The sequence below is a fragment of the Streptomyces sp. NPDC002232 genome, assembly GCF_042890295.1.
In the GTDB taxonomy this organism is placed as follows: Bacteria; Actinomycetota; Actinomycetes; order Streptomycetales; family Streptomycetaceae; genus Streptomyces.
Map to the genome: position 1 here is coordinate 607154 of NZ_JBIARV010000002.1, position 22657 is coordinate 629810.

Here is a 22657-nt window from a genome sequence, read left to right on the forward strand (position 1 = left end):
CCGCACGGAACGGGACCTCATGACCGCAGACAACAGGGCGGACCACAGACCCGCGTCGCCGCCCCTCACGGAGCGCCAGGAGGCGCGGCGCCGCCGCATCCTGAACGCCAGCGCCCAGCTCGCGGCCAGGGGCGGCTTCGACGCCGTGCAGATGCGGGAGGTCGCCGAGGCGGCCGGGGTCGCCCTCGGCACGCTGTACCGGTACTTCCCGTCCAAGATCCACCTGCTCGTCGCGACCATGCAGGACCAGCTCCAGCACATGCACACCACGCTGCGGAAGCGGCCGCCCGCCGGAGCGGACCCGGCGCAGCGGGTCGCCGAGACCCTGATGCGCGCCTTCCGGGCGCTCCAGCGGGAGCCGCAGCTGGCCGACGCGATGGTGCGCGCGCTGACCTTCGCGGACCGCAGCGTGAGCCCCGAGGTCGACACGGTGTCCCGGCTGACGACCGCGATCATCCTGGACGCGATGGGCGCGGAGCACCCGACGCCGAGCCAGCTCTCGGCGGTCCGGGTCATCGAGCACACCTGGCACTCGGCCCTGATCACCTGGCTGTCCGGACGCGCCTCGATCGCACAGGTGAAGATCGACATCGAGACGGTCTGCCGGCTCATCGACCTGACGGCGCCCGCGCCGGCGGAGTGAGCGGACCGCCCCCGCCCGGCCCGGACGGCGGGGCGGGCGCGGTCCCCCCGCGTCAGGACGAGGGCTTGTTCTTCGCGTTGTTCTCGGCGATGACCGCGGCGCACCCCGGTCCGGTGTCGGTGGCGAGGAACATGACCAGCTTCAGCGGACCCGCCGCGTGGTTGCTGGCCTGGAGCCTCCAGGCGCTCTTCTTGAGCGTCTTGATCTGCGAGCCGCTCTGCTCGAAGCTCCGCTCCTCCGTCCAGCCGCCGCCGGCCAGGGTGGAGACCGTGCCCGCGTAGGACTTCTTCGGGTCGGCGGCCTTCTCGGCGTCGGCCGTCCAGGAGACCATGCAGTCCTTCAGCTCGGCCGGAACCCGCTCGCCGGAGGCGTCCTGCGTGAAGCCGGCCTCCGTCGCCGCCTCCGTCAACTCCTTGGTGACGGCGGCGGCGTCCAGCTTCTCCCCGCCGGAGCCGCCCGCGCCCGCACCGCCCGTCGCGGCCGAACCGGCGGAGGAGGAACCGCCCTTGTCCGCACCGCCGCCGCTCCCGCAGCCCGCCACGAGCAGTACCGCACCGGCGGCCGCGGCCACCCACATCCCCTTGCGCACGACACTCCCGATTCCCCACGCACAAGAGCCCGTCGCCCCCGTGACCGAGGGCCCCAGTTTTGCACGCGGGAACGACAGGACGGTGCCGTCCGGGCCGAGGACTCCGGCGCACTACTCCTCCGGCGGGTACACCGGCTCCCCGCCGTCCGCCAGGGTGATCAGGATCGCCTCCACCGGGCAGCCCTCCGCCGCCGCCAGGAGGCGCTCGCCCGCGTCCGCCTCCGGCTCCGACGGGTGGGACTGGCGGGCCGTGTCGAGGCGGAAGCCGTCCGGGGCGTGGTTCACGCACAGGCCGGAGCCGATGCAGACGCTCCGGTCGACCTCCACCCGCCAGCGGTCCCCCATCACGCGCCGCCCTCGTAGCCGCCGGGAAGGTGGATCATCTTGTGCTCCAGGTACTCGCCGAAGCCCTCGGGGCCGAACTCCCGCCCCAGGCCTGAGTTCTTGTAGCCGCCGAACGGGCCGAGCATGTCGAGGCTGAAGGTGTTGACGTTGAAGGTGCCGGTGCGCACGCCCCGGGCGAAGTCGATGCCGTGCTCCACGTCCCCGGTCCAGACGCTGCCGCTGAGCCCGAAGTCGGAGTCGTTCGCGATCCGCAGGGCCTCGGCCTCGTCCCCGTACGGCAGGAGGCAGATGACCGGGCCGAAGATCTCCTCGCGGGCGATCCGCATGGAGTTGTCGACGTCGCCGAAGAGGGTCGGCTCGACGTACCAGCCCCGTTCGAGACCGTCCGGGCGGCCGCCGCCGGTCAGCAGCTTCGCCCCCTCCGCCTGACCGATCCCGATGTAGTCGAGGGAGCGCCGCTGCTGGCGCCGGGCGACGAGCGGCCCGACCTGCGTGGCCGGGTCGAGCGGGTCGCCGACGACGAGCGCGCCGGCCGCCGCCGCGAGGGCCTCGGCGATCTCCTCGTACCGCGAGCGCGGCGCGAGGATGCGGGTCTGGGCCACGCACGCCTGGCCGTTGTTCATCCAGGCGGCCGGGACGATCCCGGCGACCGCGGCCTCCAGGTCGGCGTCCGGCAGGATCACCGCGGCCGACTTCCCGCCCAGTTCGAGCGTGACCCGGGTGAGGTTGCGCGAGGCGACCTCCATGACCCGCTTGCCCGCGCCGACCGAGCCGGTGAAGGAGACCTTGTCGACGCCGGGATGGCCGACGAGGTACTCACTGACCTCCCGGTCGGCCGGGAGGATCGACAGGACCCCCTCCGGGAGCCCGGCCTCCGCGGCGATCTCGCCGAGGATGTACGAGTCGAGGGGCGACTCCGGCGAGGGCTTGAGGATCACCGTGCATCCGGCGAGCAGCGCGGGCCCGAGCTTGGCGGCGGCGGTGAACTGCGGCACGTTCCACGGGACGACGGCCGCGACGACGCCGACCGGCTCGCGCCGCACGAGCAGCGGGCCGAGCACCCCGCCGCGCCGCTCCTCGTACCGGAAGTCCCGGGCGACGGTGATCGCCGCGTCCCAGACCATCATCGCCCCGAGCGCCTGGGCAAGGACGGACCAGGAGTACGGGGAGCCGTTCTGCGCGCTGATGGAGCGGGCGATCTCCTCGTACCGCACGGCGATCGCGTCCTTGATCCGGCTGACGACGGCGATCCGCTCCTCGACCGCCATCCGGGGCCAGGGCCCCTCGTCGAAGGCCCGGCGCGCGACGGCCACGGCCCGGTCCACGTCGGCGGGGGCCGCGTGCGGGACGCGGCCGATGACCCGCTCGGTGTGGGGGGAGATCACCTCGATGACCCCGTCGCCGAGCGGGTCGGTCAACTCCCCGCCGATGAACAGCTTTCCGTGCTCCACAAGCTCGGTCATGACCGCTGCCTCCCGAGGAGATGAACGTGACGGGGGATGTTCCCGACGATGTTTCCTGACGGTGCTTCAGAACTGATACCAGTTCTAGTTATGGTGGGCAATGGTCGTACCGGTACACAGAGACGAGGACGCTCATGACCCAGGTGACCGAGCACGGCGGAGGCGTCTGGTCCCTGCGGGTGCCCATCCCGGACAACCCGCTCGGCCACACCCTGGTCCACGTCCTCGACACCGGCCGCGGCCCGGTCCTCGTCGACACCGGCTGGGACGACCCCGCCTCCTGGAGCGAACTCACCGACGGGCTCACCGCCCTGGGCCTCTCCGTCCGCGAGGTCCACGGGGTCGTCATCACCCACCACCACCCCGACCACCACGGACTCTCCGGCCGGGTGCGCGAGGAGTCCGGTGCCTGGATCGCCATGCACGCCGCCGACACCGCCGTCGTCCGCCGCACCCGGGAGGCCGAGCCGGGCACCTGGCTCGACTACCTCGCCCGCAAGCTGGCCGCCGTCGGCGCCCCCGAGGAGCACGTCGCCCCGCTGCGCGCCGCCCGCGCCTCCGGCCGGATCCGGACCCTGCCCGGGCTCGGCTCGGCCCTCCCCGACCGCGAGATCGTCCCCGGCGAGCTCCTCGACCTGGCCGGCCGGCGGCTCCGCGCCGTCTGGACGCCCGGCCACACCCCCGGGCACGTCTGCCTGCACCTGGAGGAGGAGCACCCCTCCCGGCTGCCCGGCCGCGGCCGGCTCTTCTCCGGCGACCACCTGCTGCCCGGGATCTCCCCGCACATCGGGCTCTACGAGGACCCCGACGACGCCACCGGGGCCGACCCGCTCGGCGACTACCTCGACTCCCTCGAACGGATCGGCCGCCTCGGCGTCGCCGAGGTCCTCCCCGCCCACCAGTACGCCTTCACCGACGCCGCCGGCCGGGTCCGCGAGCTCCTCGACCACCACGAGGAGCGCCTCGCCGGCCTCCTCGGCCTCCTCGCCGTCCCGCTCACGCCGTGGCAGCTCGCCGAGCGCATGGAGTGGAACCGCCCCTGGGACCAGATCCCCCACGGCTCCCGGAACATCGCCGTCAGCGAGGCCGAGGCCCACCTGCGCCGCCTGGTGAAGCTGGGCCGCGCCGAACCGGTGCCGGGCACGGACCCGGTCACGTACGTGGCGGTGTGAGCGGCGGCGGCCGGCCCCCGGCGCCCTCGTGTGAGGCGCCTCGCACCCCCGGGGCACCCGCCCTACGGGCCGGTAGAGTGGGCCCGTCGTCATCATGCCCGTACGGGGGGAAGCCGGTGGAAATCCGGCACTGACCCGCAACCGTGAGCCGCACCCCCCGAGGAGCGGCGAGTCGGAATGCCCCGTCCGGGACGTGACCGCCGGCACCGTCGAGGAATACGGAGCCGGAGCCTGGTGCCCCTGTGGCGTGCCGGTGCCCGGCCGCAGGAGAGGGCCCCATGAACACCGTCCGCCGCGGCGCCGCCGCGCTCGCCGCCGCCGCCGCAGTCGTGCTCGGCACCGCAGCAGCCGTCCCGGCCGCCGCCGCGCCGTCCCCGACCCCCTCGACCGGCTCGCTCCCGTCCGGCCTGTACGGCACGAAGGACCCGCAGTACGACGGTGTCTGGCGGCAGTCGCTCGCCTTCCTCGCCCAGCGCAGCACCGGCTACCAGCCCGCCGACACGGCCGTGGAGTGGCTCCTGGGCCAGCAGTGCGGCGACGGCTCCTTCCCCTCGTACCGCGCGGACGAGTCGAAGCCCTGCGACGCCAAGACGATCCGCGACACCAACGCCACCGCCGTCGCCGTCCAGGCGCTGCGCGCCGTGCGCCGCCAGGCCGCCTCCCCCGCGGCGATCGACAAGGCCGTCGACGCGGGCTCCGGCTGGCTGCGGACCGTGCAGAACAAGGACGGCGGCTGGGGCTACGGCGCCGGCGGCGCGAGCGACGCCAACTCCACCTCGGTCGTCGTCGGCGCGCTCGCCGCGATCGGTGTGCGGCCCGGCGCGTTCACCTCCTCCGAGGGCCGCACACCGTACGACGCCCTCCTCTCCTTCGCCCTGCCCTGCTCGGACAAGGACGGCGCGGGCGCCTTCGCCTATCAGCCGGACAAGACCGGCAAGCTCCTCGCCAACGCCGACGCCACCGCGGCGGCCACCCTCGCCGGGCTCGGCAAGAGCGTCGTCGCCACCAAGGCCTCCCCCGCCCAGCCGGCGGTCTGCACCGACCTGTCGAAGCCGACCGTCGAGCGGGCCGCCCTGAACGGCGCCTCCTACCTGGCGAAGGCCCTCGCGAAGACCGGCCACCTGACCCTGCCGCCGATGCCCGGCGCCACCGACACCACCGCGCAGCCCGACATCGGCAACACCGCCGACGCCGTCGTCGCGCTCGCCGCCTCCGGCGCCACGAAGGAGGCCGAGCCCGCCCTGGCCTGGCTGGAGAAGAACTCCGCTGCCTGGGCGAAGGAGGGCGGCCCGGCCGCCTACGCCCAGCTGATCCTGGCGGCCCGCGCGACCGAGACCGACCCGCGCGAGTTCGGCGCGGTGGACCTGGTCGAGCAGCTCAACGCCACCGGCCCCGAGCCCAAGGCCCCGGACACCTCCGCCGCCTCCACCAGCGACGACGAGGACTCCGGCTTCGACATCTGGTGGATCATCGGCATCGGCACGGTCGTCGGCGTCGGCATCGGCTTCCTCGTCAGCGGCCGCCGGAAGTGAGCGGACGGATGCGGGCCGCGGTCGCGACGGCCGGGGCGCTCCTCACCCTGACCGCCGTCGCGGCGGCCCCGGCGCAGGCCGCCGGCTACCGCTACTGGTCGTTCTGGGAGAGCGACGGCGGGAAGCCGTGGGCGTACGCCACGCAGGGACCGGCGACCGCCCGGCCCGCCGACGGCGACGCCCTCGGCTTCCGCTTCGCGATCAGCAACGACACCGCCGACTCGACCCGGCCCTCCGCGGCACCCGACTTCGCGCGGATCTGCGCGGGCGTGGAGCGGAAGGACGGCTCCAAGCGGATCGCGGTCGTCGTCGACTTCGGCGGCCCGGCCGACGCCCCGCCCGGGGAGACCCCGCCGGAGAAGCGGGTCGAGACCGGCTGCGCGCAGGTCCACGACGACGCGACCGGCGCGGAGGCACTGGCCGCGGTGGCGAAGCCGCTGCGGTACGACAGCGCGGCGATGCTGTGCGGGATCGCGGGCTACCCGGCCCGGGGCTGCGGCGAGCAGGTCGAGGCGGGCGGGGACACCGGAGGGTCCGGGACGAAGACCCCGGCGCCGGCCGCCGCGCGGGACTCCGGCGGGGGCGACGGCCCGTCCGTCGGCGTGCTCGCGGGCGGGGCCGCGGTCCTGGCGCTCGGCGGGGCGGCGATCTGGAAGGCCCGCCGACGCGGATGAGTACGGTCCGCAGCGGGTCCCACGCACGGGGCGGCGGAGTCCCGGCGTCGGGCCGGAGCGCGTCGACGTCCGCCCGGGAGTCGACGTCCGCCCGGGAGGGGTCCGCCTCCGCCCGGAGCGGCTCCGGGTCCGGGTCCGGGTCCACGTCGACCCGGAGCGGCTCCGCGTCCGCGTCCGCCCGGAGTGTGTTCACGGCCCCCGCGGCGAGCCGGGCCAATGCCCTGCACGCGGGCGCGTGGTGGCTGTGGGCCCTCGGGCTCGCCGTCGCCGCCTCCCGGACCACGAACCCGCTGCTGCTCGGACTGCTCGTCGGCGTGGCCGGATACGTGGTGGCGGCCCGGCGCACGGACGCGCCCTGGGCCCGCTCGTACGGCGCGTTCGTGAAGCTGGGCCTGTTCGTGGTCGGCCTGCGGGTCGTCTTCTCCCTCGTGCTCGGCTCCCCGATCCCCGGCGAGCACGAGCTGTTCACGCTGCCCGAGGTGCCGCTGCCGGACTGGGCGCAGGGGGTCCGGATCGGGGGCCGGGTGACGGCCGAGCAACTGGTGTTCGCGCTGTACGACGGCGCCAAGCTGGCGACCCTGCTGATCTGCGTGGGCGCCGCGAACGCGCTGGCCAACCCGGCGCGGCTGCTGAAGTCGCTGCCGGGGGCGCTGTACGAGGCCGGGGTCGCCGTCGTCGTCGCGATGACCTTCGCGCCGAACCTGGTCGCCGACGTGGTCCGGCTGCGGACCGCCCGCCGGCTGCGCGGCCGGCCGACCGGCGGGGTGCGGGCGGTGCTCCAGATCGGCCTGCCGGTCCTGGAGGGCGCCCTGGAGCGGTCGATCGCCGTGGCGGCCTCGATGGACGCGCGCGGGTACGGGCGGACGGCCCGGGTCCCGGCCGCGGTGCGCCGCACCACGAACGCGCTGACCCTGGGCGGGCTCCTCGGCGTCTGCGCGGGCTCGTACGGGCTGCTCGCCGCGGAGGGCGCGGGGTACGGTCTGCCGCTGCTCGGCGCCGGGCTGCTCGCCGCGATGGCCGGGCTCCGGCTCGGCGGGCGCCGGACCGTCCGTACCCGCTACCGGCCCGACCGCTGGGGCGCGCGGGCCTGGCTGGTCGCGGGCTCCGGGGTGGCGGTCGCCGTCCTCATGATCTGGGCGAACGTCTACGCCCCGGAGGCGCTGCACCCCGGGGTCGTCCCGCTGGAGGCGCCGGAGCTGCCGCTGTGGCCGGCGGTGTCGGTGCTGGTGGGCCTGGTCCCGGCGTTCGTGGCCCCCGTACCCGAGGAGAACCTGTGATCCGCTTCGAGAACGTCTCGATGAGGTACGAGGACGCCGCGCCGACCCTGCGGAACGTGGACCTCACGATCCCCGAGGGGGAGCTGGTCCTCCTGGTGGGCCCCTCGGGCGTCGGGAAGTCGACCCTCCTGGGCGCGGTCTCGGGCCTGGTCCCGCACTTCACGGGCGGCACGCTGACCGGGCGGGTGACGGTCGACGGCCGGGACACCCGTACGCATCCGCCGCGCGAGCTCGCGGACCTGGTGGGCACGGTGGGGCAGGACCCGTCGGCGCACTTCGTCACCGACACGGTCGAGGACGAGCTCGCGTACGGAATGGAGTCCCTGGGGCTCGCGCCCGGCGTCATGCGGCGCCGGGTGGAGGAGACCCTGGACCTGCTGGGCCTGGCGGAACTGCGCGACCGTCCCCTCGCGACGCTCTCGGGCGGCCAGCGCCAGCGGGTCGCGATCGGCTCCGTCCTCACCCCGCACCCCAAGGTCCTCGTCCTGGACGAGCCGACCTCGGCGCTGGACCCGTCGGCGGCGGAGGACGTCCTCGCGGTGCTCCAGCGCCTGGTGCACGACCTGGGCACCACGGTCCTCCTGGCGGAGCACCGTCTGGAGCGGGTGGTCCAGTACGCGGACCAGGTCCTCCTGCTGCCGGACGCGGTGCTGGGCACCCCGGCCGAGGTCATGGCCGTGTCGCCGGTGCACCCGCCGGTGGTGGCGCTCGGCCGCCTGGCGGGGTGGGAACCGCTGCCGCTGACGGTGCGGGACGCGAGGCGGCGGGCGGCCCCGCTGAAGGAGCGGCTGGAGGACCGGATGCCCTCACCGGTCCCGTCGGGGTCCCCTTCAGCCCGGTCGGCGCTTGAGGCGCGGGGGTCCCGTTCGGCCTCGCCGGTGTCCCAGGCGCGGGGCTCCGGGGACGGAGCCTCCGGTCTCGGGAAGGGGCGGGGTGGGGGACTCAACCCGTTCAAGCGGCGCCGCACCCAGACCCAGCAGCCGGCCACCACCACCCCCCTCACTCCCCTCCTCCTCACCGACGGCCTCGGCGTCCGCCGCGGCCGCGTCGAGGCCCTCCGCCGTGTCGACCTCCGCGTCGGCCCCGGCGAGACCGTCGCGCTCATGGGCCGCAACGGCGCCGGGAAGTCCACCCTCCTCTCCACCCTCGTGGGCATGATCGAGCCGACGACGGGCACCGTCCGCGTCGCCGGGCTCGTCCCGCACGACACCGCGCCCCGCGAGCTGATCCGCCAGGTCGGCCTGGTGCCGCAGGAGCCGCGTGACCTGCTGTACGCGGACACCGTCGCCGCCGAGTGCGCGGCGGCGGACGCGGACGCGGGCGCGGCGCCCGGGACGTGCCGGGCGCTGGTGGAGGAGCTGCTGCCGGGGGTGGCGGACGACACGCACCCCCGTGACCTGTCCGAGGGCCAGCGGCTCGCGCTCGCGCTGGCCGTCGTGCTGACCGGCCGGCCGCCGCTGCTCCTGCTCGACGAGCCGACCCGCGGCCTGGACTACGCGGCGAAGGCCCGCCTGGTCGCCCGGCTGCGGTCGCTCGCGGCGGACGGGCACGCGATCGTGCTCGCCACGCACGACGTGGAGCTGGCGGCCGAGCTGGCGCACCGGGTCGCGATCATCGCGGACGGCGAGATCGTCGCGGACGGCCCGACGCCCGAGGTCGTCGTCTCCTCGCCCGCCTTCTCGCCGCAGGTGGCGAAGATCCTGGCCCCGCAGCCCTGGCTCACGGTCGAGCAGGTGGAGGCGGCGCTGTGAGGTCGACCCGTCCCGTACGCCTCGGCCCCCGCTCGGTCGCGGCCCTGGTCCTCGTCTCGCTCGTCGGGGTCCTCGCCTTCTGCTGGCCGCTCTTCGCGGACGCCGGCTCGGCGGTGACCTCGCACGCCGGTGACGCTCCGTGGCTGTTCGCCGCGCTGCTGCCGCTCCTGGTCGCGGTGGTCGTGGCGACGATCGCGGACCGCGGGATGGACGCGAAGGCGGTGGCGATGCTGGGCGTGCTCGCCGCCGTGGGGGCGGCGCTGCGCCCGCTGGGGGCGGGGACGGCCGGCCTGGAGCCGATGTTCTTCCTGATGGTGCTGAGCGGCCGGGTCCTCGGGCCGGGCTTCGGCTTCGTCCTGGGTTCGGTGACGATGTTCGCGTCGGCGCTGCTCACGGGCGGGGTGGGGCCGTGGATGCCCTTCCAGATGCTGTCGATGGGCTGGTTCACGATGGGCGCGGGGCTGCTGCCGGGCCCCGACCGGCTGCGGGGGCGGGCCGAGCTGCTGATGCTGTCCGCGTACGGCTTCGTGGCGGCGTTCGCGTACGGCACGGTCATGAACCTTCAGGGCTGGGTCCTGCTCCAGGGCCTGGGCAGCGGGGTCTCCTTCGTGCCGGGCGCGCCGCTCGACGAGAACCTGGTCCGTTTCCTCGCGTACGTCCTCGCCACATCCCTCGGCTGGGACCTGGGCCGGGCCGCGCTCACCGTCGTGCTGACCGTGACCGTCGGCGGGACGCTCCTGAGGGCGCTGCGGCGGGCCACGCGGCGGGCGAACTTCGAGGCCCAGGTCACATTCGAGGCCCCGGAAACGCCCTCCCGGGGTGAGGCGCCTCATAGGACCTAGGTCACGTACGAGCGGGAGTAGTAGCCCCACACACCGGGCCAAATCACCCCACATCACCGTATGACCTGCGGAAACGCCCGGCCGCCCACCCCCCTCGTTGGGCCCCCGGGTCCGAACCTTCCTCGTACAGGGGGTCGTTGCATCGGCGTTCCGGCCCTGCTTGTCTGGTGGACGTCGCCAGGCAGCCGGTGCTCATCGCAGCGCCACGGACAGCCGGTATCCCCCAGCTCCCGGGTCCCCCGGGCTCTGGTTCCGGCTTGCCGAAATCGCCCGGCGCGACCTGTCCCCGAAGTTAGGTAGAAACCTTGATCCGCTCGCTCACCACTCGTGCCTCCGCCCGCAACAAGAAGATCGCCGTGTCCGCAGCCGTGCTGCTGGGTGCGTCGGGTGCGGTGCTCGGCACGACGGGGTCTGCTTCGGCCGCCAGCCCGCAGGACGTCGCCCGCAAGATCGTCCCCGCCTCGCAGTACGCGTCCTTCAGCAAGATCGTCGAGCACGAGTCGCACTGGAACCACACCGCGACGAACTCCTCCAGCGGCGCCTACGGCCTCGTCCAGGCCCTGCCGGCCTCGAAGATGTCCTCGGCCGGTTCCGACTGGAAGACCAACCCGGCCACCCAGATCAAGTGGGGCCTCAACTACATGAACGAGCGCTACGGCTCCCCGAACGCCGCCTGGGCGTTCTGGCAGGCCAACGGCTGGTACTGATCAGCACCTGCCGCACCGCGCATCCGCAAGGCCCCGCCCTCCTCACGGAGGGGCGGGGCCTGCGGCGTTTCCGGACCGCCTCCGACGGCGGGGCGGTCAGAGCCGCTGGATGATCGTGCCCGTGGCGAGCGCGCCCCCGGCGCACATGGTGATCAGCGCGAACTCCTTGTCGGTGCGCTCCAGCTCGTGCAGGGCCGTGGTGATCAGCCGGGCCCCGGTGGCGCCGACGGGGTGGCCCAGGGCGATGGCACCGCCGTTGACGTTGACCTTCACGAGACCGTCCAAGTCCCGATCGAATTCCTGCGCCCAGCTGAGCACCACGGACGCGAAGGCCTCGTTGATCTCGACGAGGTCGATGTCCCTGAGGCTCATCCCGGCCTTGCCGAGGACGGCCCGCGTGGCGTCGATCGGCCCGTCGAGGTGGAAGTGCGGGTCGGCCCCGACGAGGGCCTGGGCGACGATCCGGGCGCGCGGGCGCAGCTTGAGGGCGCGGGCCATGCGCTTGGAGGCCCACAGGATCGCGGAGGCGCCGTCGGAGATCTGGGAGGAGTTCCCGGCGGTGTGGATCGCGGTGGGCATGACGGGCTTGAGGCGGGCCAGGCCCTCCATGGTGGTGTCGCGCAGGCCCTCGTCGCGGTCGACGAGCCGCCACATGCCCTGTCCGGCGGCCTGCTCGGCCTCGGTGGTGGGGACCTGGACGGCGAAGGTCTCGCGCTTGAAGCGCTCCTCGGACCAGGCGGTCGCGGCCCGCTCCTGGGAGAGCAGTCCGAGGGAGTCGACGCGCTCGCGGGTGAGGCCCCGGCGGCGGGCGATGCGCTCGGCGGCCTCGAACTGGTTGGGCAGGTCGACGTTCCACTCGTCGGGGAAGGGCTTGCCCGGGCCGTGCTTCGAGCCGGAGCCGAGCGGGACCCGGGACATGGCCTCGACGCCGCAGGAGATCCCGATGTCGATGACGCCGGCGGCGACCATGTTGGCGACCATGTGACTGGCCTGCTGCGAGGAGCCGCACTGGCAGTCGACGGTGGTGGCGGCCGTCTCGTAGGGCAGCCCCATGGTGAGCCAGGCGGTGCGCGCCGGGTTCATGGACTGCTCGCCGGCGTGGGTGACCGTACCGCCGACGATCTGTTCGACGCAGTCGGCGTGGATGCCGGTGCGACCGAGGAGTTCACGGTAGGTCTCGCCCAGGAGGTAGGCGGGGTGGAGGTTGGCGAGCGCGCCTCCGCGCTTGCCGACGGGGGTGCGTACGGCTTCGACGATGACGGGTTCCGCGGCCATGAGCTCGTCCTCTCCTCGACCGGACGGGGTGTCCCGGCACCCCGGTCGGTCGGCGTCACGGGGAACTAGTACGCGTTCTAGTTCTGAGTGCAGTCTTATGACTGCTACCGCCGGTACGCAAGGGTCCGGGACGCAACAGTTCCCGCCCCGCCCCTTGCCACTTGGAGAACTCGTTACTAACTTTCCCGGCAACTTCTGATGGTCCATCAGATATGGAGAGTGTTGCCGATGGCCTGCCCGCATCTCCCCGGAGGACAGCTCCCCGAGGGACTCCCCCAGGGGCTCCCCGAGGGCCTCCTCGAGGGGTTCGACGCCACGGACCCCGATCTGCTCCGCGACCGCGTCCCCTTCCCGGAGTTCGCCCGGCTGCGGCAGACCGCGCCCGTGTGGTGGTGCTCCCAGCCGGCCGGCGTCACCGGGTTCGCGGACGGCGGGTACTGGGCGGTCACGCGCCACGCGGACGTCAAGTACGTCTCCACCCACCCCGAGCTGTTCTCCTCGAACGAGAACACCGCGGTCATCCGCTTCAACGAGCACATCACCCGGGACCAGATCGAGGTCCAGAAGCTGATCATGCTCAACATGGACCCGCCCGAGCACACCCGGGTCCGCCAGATCGTCCAGCGCGGCTTCACCCCCCGGGCGATCCGGAACCTGGAGACCGCCCTGCGCGAGCGCGCCCGCTCCATCGTCGAGGAGGCGCGGCGCGGCACCGGAGCCGACGGCACCTTCGACTTCGTCACCCGGGTCGCCGTCGAGCTCCCTCTCCAGGCCATCGCCGAACTCATCGGCGTGCCCCAGGAGGACCGCTCCCGGATCTTCGACTGGTCGAACAAGATGGTGGCGTACGACGACCCCGAGTACGCCATCACCGAGGAGATCGGCGCCGAGGCCGCCATGGAGCTCATCGGCTACTCGATGAACATGGCGGCCGCCCGCAAGGAGTGCCCCGCCGCCGACATCGTCAGCCAGCTCGTCGCCGCCGAGGGCCAGGGGAACCTCTCCTCCGACGAGTTCGGCTTCTTCGTGCTGCTGCTCGCCGTCGCCGGGAACGAGACCACCCGCAACGCCATCAGCCACGGCATGCACGCCTTCCTCACCCACCCCGACCAGTGGGAACTCTTCAAGCGGGAGCGCCCCGCGACCGCCGCCGAGGAGATCGTCCGCTGGGCGACGCCGGTGGTCTCCTTCCAGCGGACCGCGACCCAGGACACCGAACTCGGCGGCCAGAAGATCCGCAAGGGCGACCGGGTCGGCCTCTTCTACTCCTCCGCCAACAACGACCCCGAGGTCTTCACCGACCCCGAGCGCTTCGACATCACCCGCGACCCCAATCCCCACCTCGGTTTCGGCGGCGGCGGACCGCACTTCTGCCTCGGCAAGTCCCTCGCGATCAAGGAGATCGAGCTGATCTTCAACGCCATCGCCGACACCCTGCCCGACCTCACCCTCGCCGGCGCACCGCGCCGACTGCGGGCGGCCTGGCTGAACGGGGTGAAGGAGCTCCGGGTCCGGACGTCGGCGTGAACGGTGCGGGTGCGTGCGTGCGGGTGCGGGTTCGGGCGCGGGTACGAACGCGAAACCGGAACCGGCAGGTGACCGCCCACGTCTGACCCCCCATGCGGGGGACACTCAGAAGGATCCTGACCACCATCGTCGCGCTGCTCGCGCTCCAGCTCGGCTCGCTCGTCGCACCGGCGTACGCCTGCGGCTGCGGCGCCATGATCCCGGACAAGGCCGAGCGGATCGGCGTCGACCGGGAGGAGTCGGCCGTCCGCTGGGACGGCCGCACCGAGACCGTCGTCATGCGCTTCCGCGTGCACGGCAACGCCCGGCGGGCGGCCTGGATCATGCCGGTGCCGGGCCGCGCCGACGTCGCGCTCGGCGACCCGGCGCTCTTCGACGAGCTCGACCGGCTCACGGAGCCCGAGCAGCGCGACCGCTTCCACTTCTGGCCGCGCGAGGGCGACTGGCCCTTCGACGACTCGTACGGGGACGGGGCCGCCGCCGCGCCGCCCGGCACGGGTGGCGTCGGCGTCGTGGGGCGCGAACGGCTCGGCCCCTTCGACGTGGCCCGGCTCACCGCCACCGACCCCGACGCCCTCGGCGACTGGCTGCGCGCCCACGGCTTCGAGCTGCCCGAGCGGCTCACCGGAGCGCTCGGGCCCTATGTCGAACGGAAGTGGGAGTACGTGGCCGTCCGCCTCGCCCCGCAGGAGAAGGGCGCGACGCTCCAGGGCGAACTGACCCCGCTGCGGATCACCTTCGCCTCCCCCGAACTCGTCTATCCCATGCGGCTCTCCCGCCTCGCACGGACCCCGCAGACCCTCGGCCTGTACGTGCTCGCCGACCACCGGATGGAACCCCGCTCCCCCATCGGAGGCGACCGCCCCGAGGTCACCTTCGCGGGCCCGATCGAGCACCCCGGGGGCGCGGTCGCGGACCTCACCGGCGACCGGCCGGCCCGGCTCACCGTCCTGGAACAGCACTTCCCCCAGCCCGCCCGGATCGACGACGACCACCATCTCCGGGCCGTGGCCGACACCCCGTACCGCCGGGTCGAGTACACCGACCGGCTGCTCACCGTGGGCGGCGGCATCCCGGTCTGGCTGCTGACCGTCGGCGCGGGCGCACTGCTCTCCGCTCTGCTCGCAGGCCTGATCGCCGTCCGGGTGAAAAGGCGCCGACCGCGTCTGGACGCGGGTGTACGTTCGAGCGCATGACGAACCCTCAATGGATTGCGGTCGACGACTACTTCACCGACACGATCGCCCCCGGTGACGACGCCCTGACGGCGGCGCTCGCCGCCTCCACGGCGGCGGGCTTGCCGGAGATCGCCGTCGCCCCCAACCAGGGCAAGCTGCTCCATCTCCTCGCCGCGACGCAGGGCGCGCGGAACATCCTGGAGATCGGCACGCTCGGCGGCTACAGCACGATCTGGCTGGCCCGCGCGCTGCCCGCCGACGGCCGGCTGACCACCCTGGAGTACGACCCCGCGCACGCGGACGTGGCCCGCGCCAACATCGCCCGCGCCGGGCTCGACAAGATCGTCGAGGTCCGGACGGGCGCGGCCCTGGAGACCCTGCCGGTGCTGGAGACGGAGGGTGCGGGCCCCTTCGACCTGGTCTTCATCGACGCCGACAAGGCCAACAACCCGCACTACGTGACCTGGGCGCTGAAGCTCTCCCGCCCGGGCTCGCTGATCATCGTCGACAACGTGGTGCGGGAGGGCCGGGTGGCCACCGAGCAGCCCGGCGACGCGGCGGTCACCGGCACCCGCGCGATGTTCGACCTGATCGCCGCCGAACCCCGCCTGGACGCGACGGCGATCCAGACGGTCGGCACGAAGGGCTACGACGGCCTGCTGCTGGCCCGCGTCACGGCGTAGGGCCGCCGCGTCCCTTCGGCTCGACCCCGGGTCATATCCTGCCTTTCATGAGCATCGTGAAGATCAACGTCCTGACCGTGCCGGACGAGCAGCGTGAGGTGCTGGAGCAGCGGTTCGCCTCCCGGGCCGGGGCCGTGGAGGGATCCGACGGCTTCGAGTGGTTCGAGCTGCTGCGCCCGCTGGAGGGCACCGACCAGTACCTGGTGTACACGCGCTGGCGCAGCGAGGAGGACTTCCAGAACTGGATGAACGGTTCCATGAAGGCCGCCCATCAGGGCGGTGGCGAGGGGGGCGAGCGGCCCAGGCCCGCCGCGTCCGGCTCGGCCCTGTGGTCGTTCGAGGTCGTCCAGCAGGCGTCGCCCAGGTAATTCGGCGGCGCACCCGGTCACGCGGGCTCACAATGGCCCGCATGACCTGGACCTTCACCCCCGAGCGCGTCGACACCCCGGACGCGACCTCCCTGCGGCGCGACTACTACGCCGATGTCGCCGGCAGCTACTGGAAGCGGCCGGCGACGGAGGCGGAGGTCGACGAGGGGCTGACGAACGACGGGGTCGAGCGACTGGCCCCGCCGACCGGCCAGTTCCTGGTCGCCCGCTTCGAGGGGAAGCCCGCGGGCTGCGGCGGGGTCCTGCTGCTCGACGGCGAACGCGCCGAGCTGACACGGGTGTTCCTCCGGCCCGCCTTCCGGGGCACCGGCGGCGCGGACGGCCTGCTGCGGGGCCTGGAGGGGGCGGCGCGGGCCCTCGGCGCGCGCCGGACGGTCCTGAACACGCGCCTCGACCTGGTCGAGGCGCGCGGCCTGTACGCCCGGCACGGCTACGCGGAGATACCCGCGTACTGCACCGGCCCCTACATGCAGATCTGGTACGGCAAGGAGCTCTGAGCCCCGCCCTACGAGGGGTGGTCGCGGGGCGGCTCCGGAGTGTGGGGCCCCTCCCCGTCGGAGCCGCACAGCTCCGCCGTCAGCTCCTCCACCAGCTGGACGAGGTCGGTGGGCCGGTCGGGCCCCCACCAGTCGCCGAGGAGTTCCGCGAGCGACTCCTCCCGGGCCCTGGCCAGGACCGTGGCCGCCCGCACGCCGTCCTCGGTGAGCGTCAGCTGGACGCCCTCCCGTGCCACCAGGCGACGCTCCTCCAGCTGCCGGGACGCCTCCGTGACGACCTCCGGCGGCACGGGGGTCGTCTCGGCGAGCCGGGAGGGCTCGACGGCCCCGTGGCGGCGGACGCGCAGCAGCAGCCAGCTCGCGGCGGGCAGCAGGTCGAGCCCGGCGCGTTCGGTGATCGTCACGTAGACCGCCTTGCGGCCCTCCCGGGAGCCGAGGAGGGACAGGGCGCGGGCACACTCCTCGTACGAGGAGCGCTCGACCGGATTGGACGCGAGCGTCTGGCTGGTGTCGGGCGCGGTGACCGACGCCCGCAGCTTGTCCTCCTTGAGGAACCAGGCGACGACGAAGGCGACGAGCACGACCGGGGCCGCGTACAGGAAGACGTCCGTGATGGACGTGGCGAACGCGTGCAGCACGGCCGGCCGGAGCTCCGCCGGCAGCTCGGAGACGGCGCGCGGGTCGGCGGCGACCTGTCCGGGGCCGACACCGGGCGGCACCCGCGCGCCGGCGCTCGCGAACACCGCGTCGAGCTTGTCGGTGAGCCGGTTGGTGAAGAGGGTGCCGAAGACGGCGACGCCGAACGACGCGCCGATGGAGCGGAAGAAGGTCGCCCCGGAGGTGGCGACGCCGAGGTCCTCGTACGAGACGGAGTTCTGCACGACCAGGACGAGGACCTGCATCACGAGGCCGAGCCCGGCGCCGAAGACGAAGAAGCAGAGGCTCATCGACCAGGTCGAGCTGGTCTCGGTCAGCCGGTGGAGGAGCAGCAGACCGACGCAGGTGAGCGCGGTGCCGGCGATCGGGAAGACCTTCCAGCGGCCGGTGCGGGAGACGATCTGGCCGGAGGCGGTCGAGGTGGTCAGCAGGCCGAGGACCATCGGCAGCATGTGGACGCCGGACATCGTCGGCGTCACGCCCTGCACCACCTGGAGGAAGGTCGGCAGGTAGGTCATCGCGCCGAACATGGCGAAGCCGACGACGAAGCTGATCACCGAGACCAGGCTGAAGGTCCTGATCCGGAACAGTTTGAGCGGCAGGACGGGTTCGGCGGCGCGCCGCTCGACGAGGACGAACCAGACGAGGAGTACGGCTCCGAGGACGGCGAGCCCGATGATCTGCGGCGAGCCCCACGCCCAGGTGGTGCCGCCGAGGGACGCCACCAGGACCAGGCAGGTGGCGACCGCGGCGATGAGGAAGGTGCCGAGGTAGTCGGTCCGGTGCCGGGTGGACCGCACGGGGATGTGGAGCACGGCGGCGATCACGAAGAGCGCGACGATCCCGATCGGCAGGTTGATGTAGAAGACCCAGCGCCAGGACAGGTGCTGGGTGAAGAGGCCGCCGAGCAGCGGTCCGAGGACGCTGGTGGCGCCGAAGACCGCGCCGAACAGACCCTGGTACTTGCCGCGCTCCCGGGGCGAGACGAGGTCGCCGACGATCGCCATCGACAGCACCATGAGCCCGCCGCCGCCGAGGCCCTGGACCGCGCGGAAGGCGATGAGCTGCGGCATGTTCTGCGCGATGCCGCAGAGCGCCGAGCCGATGAGGAAGAGGACGATCGCGCTCTGGAAGAGCTTCTTGCGCCCGTACTGGTCTCCCAGCTTGCCCCAGAGGGGCGTCCCGGCCGTCGACGCGAGCATGTACGCGGTGACCACCCAGGAGAGGTGCTCCAGGCCGCCGAGCTCGCTGACGATCGTGGGCAGGGCGGTGGAGACGATGGTCTGGTCGAGCGCGGCGAGCAGCATGCCGAGCAGCAGGGCGCCGATCGCGACGAGGACGGTGCGGTGGCTCTGTCCCTCACCGGGCACGGGGGCGTCGCCGAGGTGGGACGGGCGGGTGTCCTGGGCCATGGGTCTCCGACTCTGTCTCGATCTCGGTCCCGATGCGGGGGTCGGTGTCGCGGTCGGTGCGGGGGGGGCGGTGTCGGTCCCCTTCTCCGACTTCCCCGACTCTGTCGTCGTCGTGGTCTCCGTCTCGGTCTCCGGCGTCTCCATCCTGGTCGGAATATCCCGATATGGCCTGTCGAAGGGCACACTCGTTCGCCCGTCGGGCAGGGGCGGGCTGCATAATCGCTCGCAGTTGTCTCGGGGAGGGGACCCATCATGACCGGACATGTCTGTCCTGAATGCGGTGTACAAAGACCTGGCTGCGCCTGCGCCAGGGCGGCCGGCCTCGCGGCCGAGAGGGCGGCGGCCGAGGACTTCGACCCCCTGCGGATCAGGCCGTACGTGACCCTGGACGCCACCGACGGGCCGGAACGGGAAGGGCCGGGGGCGCAGGGCGGGCCCGGGGGGCGGGGCGAGCCTGGGGGCCGGAACAGGCCCGGGGGCGGGGTCGGGCCCGGGGACCGGAGCGGGCCCGGGGATGCGACGGCCCACCTGCCCGCGTACGTACCCGAGGACGCGACGACCCACCTGCCCGTGTACGTACCCGAGGACGCCACGGCCCACCTGCCCGCCTACGTACCCGAGGACGCCACGGCCCACCTGCCCGCCTACGTACCCGAGGACCCGCCGACGACCCGGCTGGCCGCCGTCCGGCCCGGGCCCGGCCCCGTGGGGCAGGGCCCGGGGGCGCACCCCGGCACCGCTCCCGCGGGTGACCCCTCCGAGACCATGCCGCTGCTGCTCCGCGGCATCGGCCGCACGCCTCCCACCGGCGGAAGCGGATACGGACCTGGCTACGGCGAAGAACCGGAGCGGAAGCCCGGCCGCAAGCGCGGTGTGGTGGTCGCCGCGGTCGCCGCCGTCGCCGTGGCGGGCACCGCGGCCCTGGCGGCGTCCCTCCTCGGCGGCGCGGGCGAGACCGACGACCGGGCGGCCGTGCCCGAGGTCACCACGAGCGCGTCGCTGAACGTCGCCGTTTCGGAGGCCCCGTCCCCCTCCTCCGAGACGCCGGAGCCCACCTCCTCGTCCCCGACTCCGCGCCGGACGCCGCCCTCCCCGTCCGCCACCCCCACCCCCTCCCCCAGCCTCACCACCGCGAGCCCGAGCGCGTCGACCCGACCGGTCGCGCCTCCGGCGGCGAGCCCCACCGCGGCTCCGACGACCGCCGCCCCGACGACGGCCACGCCGTCCTCGGAGCCTCCCCCGGAGACCGAGGAGGCCTCGGTCACCCTGAGCATCGGCTCGTCGGGCGAAGAGGTCGTCGAGCTCCAGGCCCGGCTGACGCTGGCGGGGGCGTACCACGGCGAGGTGGACGGGGAGTACGACCACGAGGTCTATCGGGCGGTGCGGAGCTACCAGTCCTGGATGTACATCGAGGGCGACCCGAAGGGCGTGTACGGCCCCCACACCCGCGAGGTCCTGGAGCGGAGCACCTGGCTGTAGGAGCGCCGGACCGCCGCGCGCGCCGGGCGGCGGGCCCCCTGGACCGTCACCGGGGAACGGCCCGCGGGGGATGGTCGGCCGACCGGTTGGCCAAGAGGGCCTCCGGTTTTGTATCGTGAGAGAACAAAGTGGCCCCGCCCGCACTCCCTGACCGGTGGGCGGGACCACTTCGTTCTCCGTGCCACCCCTTCTGGAGACCTGATGGCCGCCACCACCCCGGCAACGCTCACCACCCGCGCCCTCCTCCTCGACATGGACGGCACCCTCGTCAACTCGGACGCCGTCGTCGAGCGCTGCTGGCGCCGCTGGGCGGACCGCCAGGGTCTCGACGCGACCGAGGTCCTGAAGGTCGTCCACGGCCGCCAGGGCTTCGCGACGATGGCCGTCCTGCTCCCGGACCGCCCGATGGCGGAGAACCACGCCGACAACCGGGTGATGCTGGCCGAGGAGACCGCCGACCTCGACGGGGTCGTACCCGTCCCCGGCGCCCCCGCCTTCATGGCCGCGATCGCGGACCTCCCGCACGCCCTGGTCACCTCCGCGGACCGGGCCCTGTCCGGGGCCCGGATGGGCGCGGCGGCACTCCGGATGCCGGAGACCCGGATCACCGCCGAGAGCGTCGGCGCCAGCAAGCCCGACCCCGAGGGCTTCCTCAAGGGCGCGGCCGCGCTGGGCTTCGAGCCCGCTGACTGCGTGGTCTTCGAGGACTCCGAGGCCGGCATCCAGGCGGGCCGCGCGGCCGGCATGCGCGTCGTCGGCGTCGGTCCGCGCGCGGCGGCCTTCGGGCCGGACGTGCACGTCGACGACCTGACGCGGCTGCGGGTGGAGCCCGCGGCCGACGGCTCGATCACCCTGACCGTCCTGACGTAACCCACCCCGCCCTCCCCCTTCCCCCCCTCGCGCGCGGCCGGATCCCCCGGCCGCGCGCGAGGCGTTTTTCGGACCTCCCGACCGCGTTCCCACCGACGAACCTCGGCGCCACAGGCGGAATCTGGCGCTCCATCAGGTTCGTCGCACCCCTTGATGTGACGTGCCCATGTCGCCACGCTGTTACCTGGCGCACCCCTCACCGAAACCTGGTGCCGCCACGATGACCGGGCCAACCGCCCGCCACCCCGCGGGGACGGCACCAGCCAAGGTCCCCCCACATCAAGGGAGTTCACATGCCCGCCGGTAAGATCTACGCGCGTCGACTCACCGTGCTCGCCGCCTCCGCCGCCCTCACCGTCACCGGCTTCCTCGCCACCGCCCCCAGCGCGCAGGCCGCCATGCCCACCCCGGTCAGCGCGGCGACCGCGCGCACCTACCTGGCCGCCCTGACGGTCAAGGCGGAAGGTTCCACCTCGGGTTACAGCCGGGACCTGTTCCCGCACTGGATCACCCAGTCCGGCGCCTGCAACACCCGCGAGACCGTCCTCAAGCGGGACGGTGTGAACGTCGTCACCGACTCCAGCTGTGCCGCGACCAGCGGCAGCTGGTACTCCGAGTACGACGGCGCCACCTGGACCGCCGCCTCCGACCTCGACATCGACCACATGGTCCCGCTCGCCGAGGCCTGGCGCTCGGGCGCGAACTCCTGGACCACCGCCCAGCGGCAGTCCTTCGCGAACGACCTCACCCGGCCGCAGCTCATAGCCGTGACCGACAACGTCAACCAGGCCAAGGGCGACCTGGACCCGGCGAAGTGGCTGCCCTCGCGGACGGCCTACCGCTGCACGTACGTCAGGGCGTGGGTGCAGGTGAAGTACTACTGGAACCTCAGCATCGACTCCGCCGAGAAGAGCGCGCTCCAGTCGGTCCTCAACGGCTGCTGACGGCACCACCGCTGAGCACGCGTCAGTGACGGTCATCGGGGAGTGAGCCGTGCCACACGCTCCCCGATGACCGAATGTTGAACTTGCAAGCACTAGTGAGGGGTGCCTAACCTTACGGCCTCATCGGTTTCCGTCCCCCCACCCCGTTCCCCACGAGCGGGGCCAGGCCGAAGGAGTGACCCACCCCATGACCGCCGCCAGGAGCACCACCACCCCCGTTCCCGCCCCCGCGTCCACCCCCGCGGGCCTCACCGCCCGTCTGAACCAGGCCCAGCCCTACGCGCTCGGCCTCTTCCGCATCGTGGTCGGCCTGCTCTTCGCCTGCCACGGCGTCGCGTCCCTCTTCGGCCTCATCGGCGGCACCGCGATACCCGCGGGCACCTGGCCGGGCTGGTACGCGGCCGTCATCCAGCTCGGCGCCGGTGTGCTGGTCCTGGCCGGGCTCGGCACCCGTAGCGCCGCGTTCCTCGCCTCGGGCTCGATGGCGTACGCGTACTTCGACGTCCACCAGCCGATGTCGCTCCTCCCGCTCCAGAACGGCGGCGAGAACGCGGCCATGTTCTGCTGGGCCTTCGCGCTGCTCGTGTTCACGGGCCCGGGCGCGCTGGCCCTCGACCGGCTGTTCGGCGCCGGCGAGGCGACGGACGCGAAGGCCCGCGAGGAGCGGAGCGCGCCGGTAGCGGCCTGACACGCGCCGCCTTGCACAAAGGGCCGGGAACCGCAGCACGGTTTCCGGCCCTTCTGGCCACCG

General features: G+C 73.5%; 22 protein-coding genes and 1 riboswitch. Of the genes, 17 read left to right on the top strand and 5 right to left on the bottom strand.

Annotated features, from left to right (window positions below):
• Positions 1 to 19: 19 nt before the first annotated feature.
• Positions 20 to 643 (top strand): TetR family transcriptional regulator, encoded by a 624-nt coding sequence (locus ACFYXU_RS09490; RefSeq protein WP_376516111.1) that lies wholly within the window; start codon positions 20 to 22, stop codon positions 641 to 643.
• Positions 644 to 695: 52 nt separating this feature from the next.
• Here ACFYXU_RS09490 and ACFYXU_RS09495 read toward each other — a convergent pair whose 3' ends face one another.
• The 3 genes from ACFYXU_RS09495 to ACFYXU_RS09505 all read right to left on the bottom strand — a co-directional run bounded on the left by ACFYXU_RS09495 (position 696) and on the right by ACFYXU_RS09505 (position 3040).
• Entirely contained in the window at positions 696 to 1232 is a 537-nt protein-coding gene (locus ACFYXU_RS09495; protein WP_389457133.1) for a hypothetical protein, read from the bottom strand.
• A 111-nt stretch (positions 1233 to 1343) separates the two neighbouring features.
• Entirely contained in the window at positions 1344 to 1577 is a 234-nt protein-coding gene (locus ACFYXU_RS09500) for a ferredoxin (RefSeq protein ID WP_376516115.1), read from the bottom strand.
• Positions 1577 to 3040 carry an aldehyde dehydrogenase gene (locus ACFYXU_RS09505; RefSeq protein WP_389457135.1) on the bottom strand — a complete coding sequence of 488 codons (1464 nt, stop codon included), beginning with the start codon at positions 3038 to 3040 and terminating at the stop codon, positions 1577 to 1579. The genes ACFYXU_RS09500 and ACFYXU_RS09505 overlap by 1 nt, the downstream gene beginning before the upstream one ends.
• 134 nt (positions 3041 to 3174) lie before the next feature.
• Between ACFYXU_RS09505 and ACFYXU_RS09510 the strand changes: the two genes are divergently transcribed.
• The 7 genes from ACFYXU_RS09510 (at position 3175) to ACFYXU_RS09540 (ending at position 10995) form a co-directional block, all read left to right on the top strand.
• Entirely contained in the window at positions 3175 to 4212 is a 1038-nt protein-coding gene (locus ACFYXU_RS09510) for an MBL fold metallo-hydrolase (protein WP_389457137.1), read from the top strand.
• Between the two features lie 106 nt (positions 4213 to 4318).
• Positions 4319 to 4395, top strand: a riboswitch (cobalamin riboswitch).
• A gap of 95 nt (positions 4396 to 4490) precedes the next feature.
• Positions 4491 to 5744 carry a prenyltransferase/squalene oxidase repeat-containing protein gene (locus ACFYXU_RS09515; RefSeq protein ID WP_389457139.1) on the top strand — a complete coding sequence of 418 codons (1254 nt, stop codon included), beginning with the start codon at positions 4491 to 4493 and terminating at the stop codon, positions 5742 to 5744.
• Between the two features lie 8 nt (positions 5745 to 5752).
• Positions 5753 to 6418, top strand: coding sequence for an SCO2322 family protein (locus ACFYXU_RS09520; RefSeq protein ID WP_389457141.1), 666 nt, complete (start codon positions 5753 to 5755; stop codon positions 6416 to 6418).
• 185 nt (positions 6419 to 6603) lie between these two features.
• Positions 6604 to 7695, top strand: a complete 1092-nt coding sequence (locus ACFYXU_RS09525; protein WP_389457143.1) for an energy-coupling factor transporter transmembrane component T — start codon at positions 6604 to 6606, stop codon at positions 7693 to 7695.
• Complete coding sequence (locus ACFYXU_RS09530; RefSeq protein ID WP_389457145.1) at positions 7692 to 9446, top strand: ABC transporter ATP-binding protein; 1755 nt, start codon at positions 7692 to 7694, stop codon at positions 9444 to 9446. The genes ACFYXU_RS09525 and ACFYXU_RS09530 overlap by 4 nt, the downstream gene beginning before the upstream one ends.
• Positions 9443 to 10288 carry an ECF transporter S component gene (locus ACFYXU_RS09535; RefSeq protein ID WP_376516131.1) on the top strand — a complete coding sequence of 282 codons (846 nt, stop codon included), beginning with the start codon at positions 9443 to 9445 and terminating at the stop codon, positions 10286 to 10288. Before ACFYXU_RS09530 ends, ACFYXU_RS09535 begins: the two co-directional genes overlap by 4 nt.
• 305 nt (positions 10289 to 10593) lie before the next feature.
• Entirely contained in the window at positions 10594 to 10995 is a 402-nt protein-coding gene (locus tag ACFYXU_RS09540) for a transglycosylase SLT domain-containing protein (RefSeq protein ID WP_329855442.1), read from the top strand.
• 96 nt (positions 10996 to 11091) lie between these two features.
• On the opposite strand, the gene ACFYXU_RS09545 is transcribed toward ACFYXU_RS09540, so the two are convergent.
• On the bottom strand, positions 11092 to 12270 hold the full coding sequence (locus tag ACFYXU_RS09545; RefSeq protein WP_361406067.1) for a steroid 3-ketoacyl-CoA thiolase: 1179 nt from the start codon (positions 12268 to 12270) through the stop codon (positions 11092 to 11094).
• A gap of 228 nt (positions 12271 to 12498) precedes the next feature.
• Here ACFYXU_RS09545 and ACFYXU_RS09550 point away from each other — a divergent pair, with 228 nt between their 5' ends.
• From ACFYXU_RS09550 to ACFYXU_RS09570, 5 genes are all read left to right on the top strand, one after another.
• Complete coding sequence (locus ACFYXU_RS09550) at positions 12499 to 13797, top strand: cytochrome P450 (RefSeq protein WP_376516135.1); 1299 nt, start codon at positions 12499 to 12501, stop codon at positions 13795 to 13797.
• A gap of 92 nt (positions 13798 to 13889) precedes the next feature.
• Entirely contained in the window at positions 13890 to 14993 is a 1104-nt protein-coding gene (locus tag ACFYXU_RS09555; protein ID WP_376516137.1) for a DUF2330 domain-containing protein, read from the top strand.
• Positions 14990 to 15658 (top strand): O-methyltransferase, encoded by a 669-nt coding sequence (locus tag ACFYXU_RS09560; protein WP_376516139.1) that lies wholly within the window; start codon positions 14990 to 14992, stop codon positions 15656 to 15658. The genes ACFYXU_RS09555 and ACFYXU_RS09560 overlap by 4 nt, the downstream gene beginning before the upstream one ends.
• Positions 15659 to 15705: 47 nt before the next feature.
• Entirely contained in the window at positions 15706 to 16026 is a 321-nt protein-coding gene (locus ACFYXU_RS09565) for an antibiotic biosynthesis monooxygenase family protein (RefSeq protein WP_376516141.1), read from the top strand.
• Between the two features lie 32 nt (positions 16027 to 16058).
• Positions 16059 to 16544, top strand: coding sequence for a GNAT family N-acetyltransferase (locus ACFYXU_RS09570; protein ID WP_376516143.1), 486 nt, complete (start codon positions 16059 to 16061; stop codon positions 16542 to 16544).
• A gap of 8 nt (positions 16545 to 16552) precedes the next feature.
• Here the strand turns inward: ACFYXU_RS09570 and ACFYXU_RS09575 are convergent, their stop codons facing one another.
• The gene (locus ACFYXU_RS09575) at positions 16553 to 18613 is read right to left on the bottom strand and encodes an MFS transporter (protein WP_389457148.1); all 2061 of its coding nucleotides are present in this window, start codon (positions 18611 to 18613) and stop codon (positions 16553 to 16555) included.
• Between the two features lie 570 nt (positions 18614 to 19183).
• Between ACFYXU_RS09575 and ACFYXU_RS09580 the strand changes: the two genes are divergently transcribed.
• From ACFYXU_RS09580 to ACFYXU_RS09595, 4 genes are all read left to right on the top strand, one after another.
• The gene (locus ACFYXU_RS09580) at positions 19184 to 20092 is read left to right on the top strand and encodes a peptidoglycan-binding protein (RefSeq protein ID WP_389457150.1); all 909 of its coding nucleotides are present in this window, start codon (positions 19184 to 19186) and stop codon (positions 20090 to 20092) included.
• A 201-nt stretch (positions 20093 to 20293) separates the two neighbouring features.
• Positions 20294 to 20962 (top strand): HAD-IA family hydrolase, encoded by a 669-nt coding sequence (locus ACFYXU_RS09585; protein WP_389407303.1) that lies wholly within the window; start codon positions 20294 to 20296, stop codon positions 20960 to 20962.
• Between the two features lie 293 nt (positions 20963 to 21255).
• Positions 21256 to 21906 carry an HNH endonuclease family protein gene (locus tag ACFYXU_RS09590; RefSeq protein WP_389407302.1) on the top strand — a complete coding sequence of 217 codons (651 nt, stop codon included), beginning with the start codon at positions 21256 to 21258 and terminating at the stop codon, positions 21904 to 21906.
• Between the two features lie 187 nt (positions 21907 to 22093).
• The gene (locus tag ACFYXU_RS09595; protein ID WP_389457152.1) at positions 22094 to 22594 is read left to right on the top strand and encodes a DoxX family protein; all 501 of its coding nucleotides are present in this window, start codon (positions 22094 to 22096) and stop codon (positions 22592 to 22594) included.
• Positions 22595 to 22657: the final 63 nt, after the last annotated feature.

Coding starts and splice junctions, on each gene's coding strand:
- ACFYXU_RS09490 (WP_376516111.1), top strand. CDS start 20: ATGACCGCAGACAACAGGGCGGACCACAGACCCGCGTCGCCGCCCCTC.
- ACFYXU_RS09500 (WP_376516115.1), bottom strand. CDS start 1,577: ATGGGGGACCGCTGGCGGGTGGAGGTCGACCGGAGCGTCTGCATCGGC.
- ACFYXU_RS09505 (WP_389457135.1), bottom strand. CDS start 3,040: ATGACCGAGCTTGTGGAGCACGGAAAGCTGTTCATCGGCGGGGAGTTG.
- ACFYXU_RS09510 (WP_389457137.1), top strand. CDS start 3,175: ATGACCCAGGTGACCGAGCACGGCGGAGGCGTCTGGTCCCTGCGGGTG.
- ACFYXU_RS09515 (WP_389457139.1), top strand. CDS start 4,491: ATGAACACCGTCCGCCGCGGCGCCGCCGCGCTCGCCGCCGCCGCCGCA.
- ACFYXU_RS09520 (WP_389457141.1), top strand. CDS start 5,753: ATGCGGGCCGCGGTCGCGACGGCCGGGGCGCTCCTCACCCTGACCGCC.
- ACFYXU_RS09545 (WP_361406067.1), bottom strand. CDS start 12,270: ATGGCCGCGGAACCCGTCATCGTCGAAGCCGTACGCACCCCCGTCGGC.
- ACFYXU_RS09550 (WP_376516135.1), top strand. CDS start 12,499: ATGGCCTGCCCGCATCTCCCCGGAGGACAGCTCCCCGAGGGACTCCCC.
- ACFYXU_RS09555 (WP_376516137.1), top strand. CDS start 13,890: ATGCGGGGGACACTCAGAAGGATCCTGACCACCATCGTCGCGCTGCTC.
- ACFYXU_RS09560 (WP_376516139.1), top strand. CDS start 14,990: ATGACGAACCCTCAATGGATTGCGGTCGACGACTACTTCACCGACACG.
- ACFYXU_RS09565 (WP_376516141.1), top strand. CDS start 15,706: ATGAGCATCGTGAAGATCAACGTCCTGACCGTGCCGGACGAGCAGCGT.
- ACFYXU_RS09570 (WP_376516143.1), top strand. CDS start 16,059: ATGGCCCGCATGACCTGGACCTTCACCCCCGAGCGCGTCGACACCCCG.
- ACFYXU_RS09575 (WP_389457148.1), bottom strand. CDS start 18,613: ATGGCCCAGGACACCCGCCCGTCCCACCTCGGCGACGCCCCCGTGCCC.
- ACFYXU_RS09585 (WP_389407303.1), top strand. CDS start 20,294: ATGGCCGCCACCACCCCGGCAACGCTCACCACCCGCGCCCTCCTCCTC.
- ACFYXU_RS09590 (WP_389407302.1), top strand. CDS start 21,256: ATGCCCGCCGGTAAGATCTACGCGCGTCGACTCACCGTGCTCGCCGCC.
- ACFYXU_RS09595 (WP_389457152.1), top strand. CDS start 22,094: ATGACCGCCGCCAGGAGCACCACCACCCCCGTTCCCGCCCCCGCGTCC.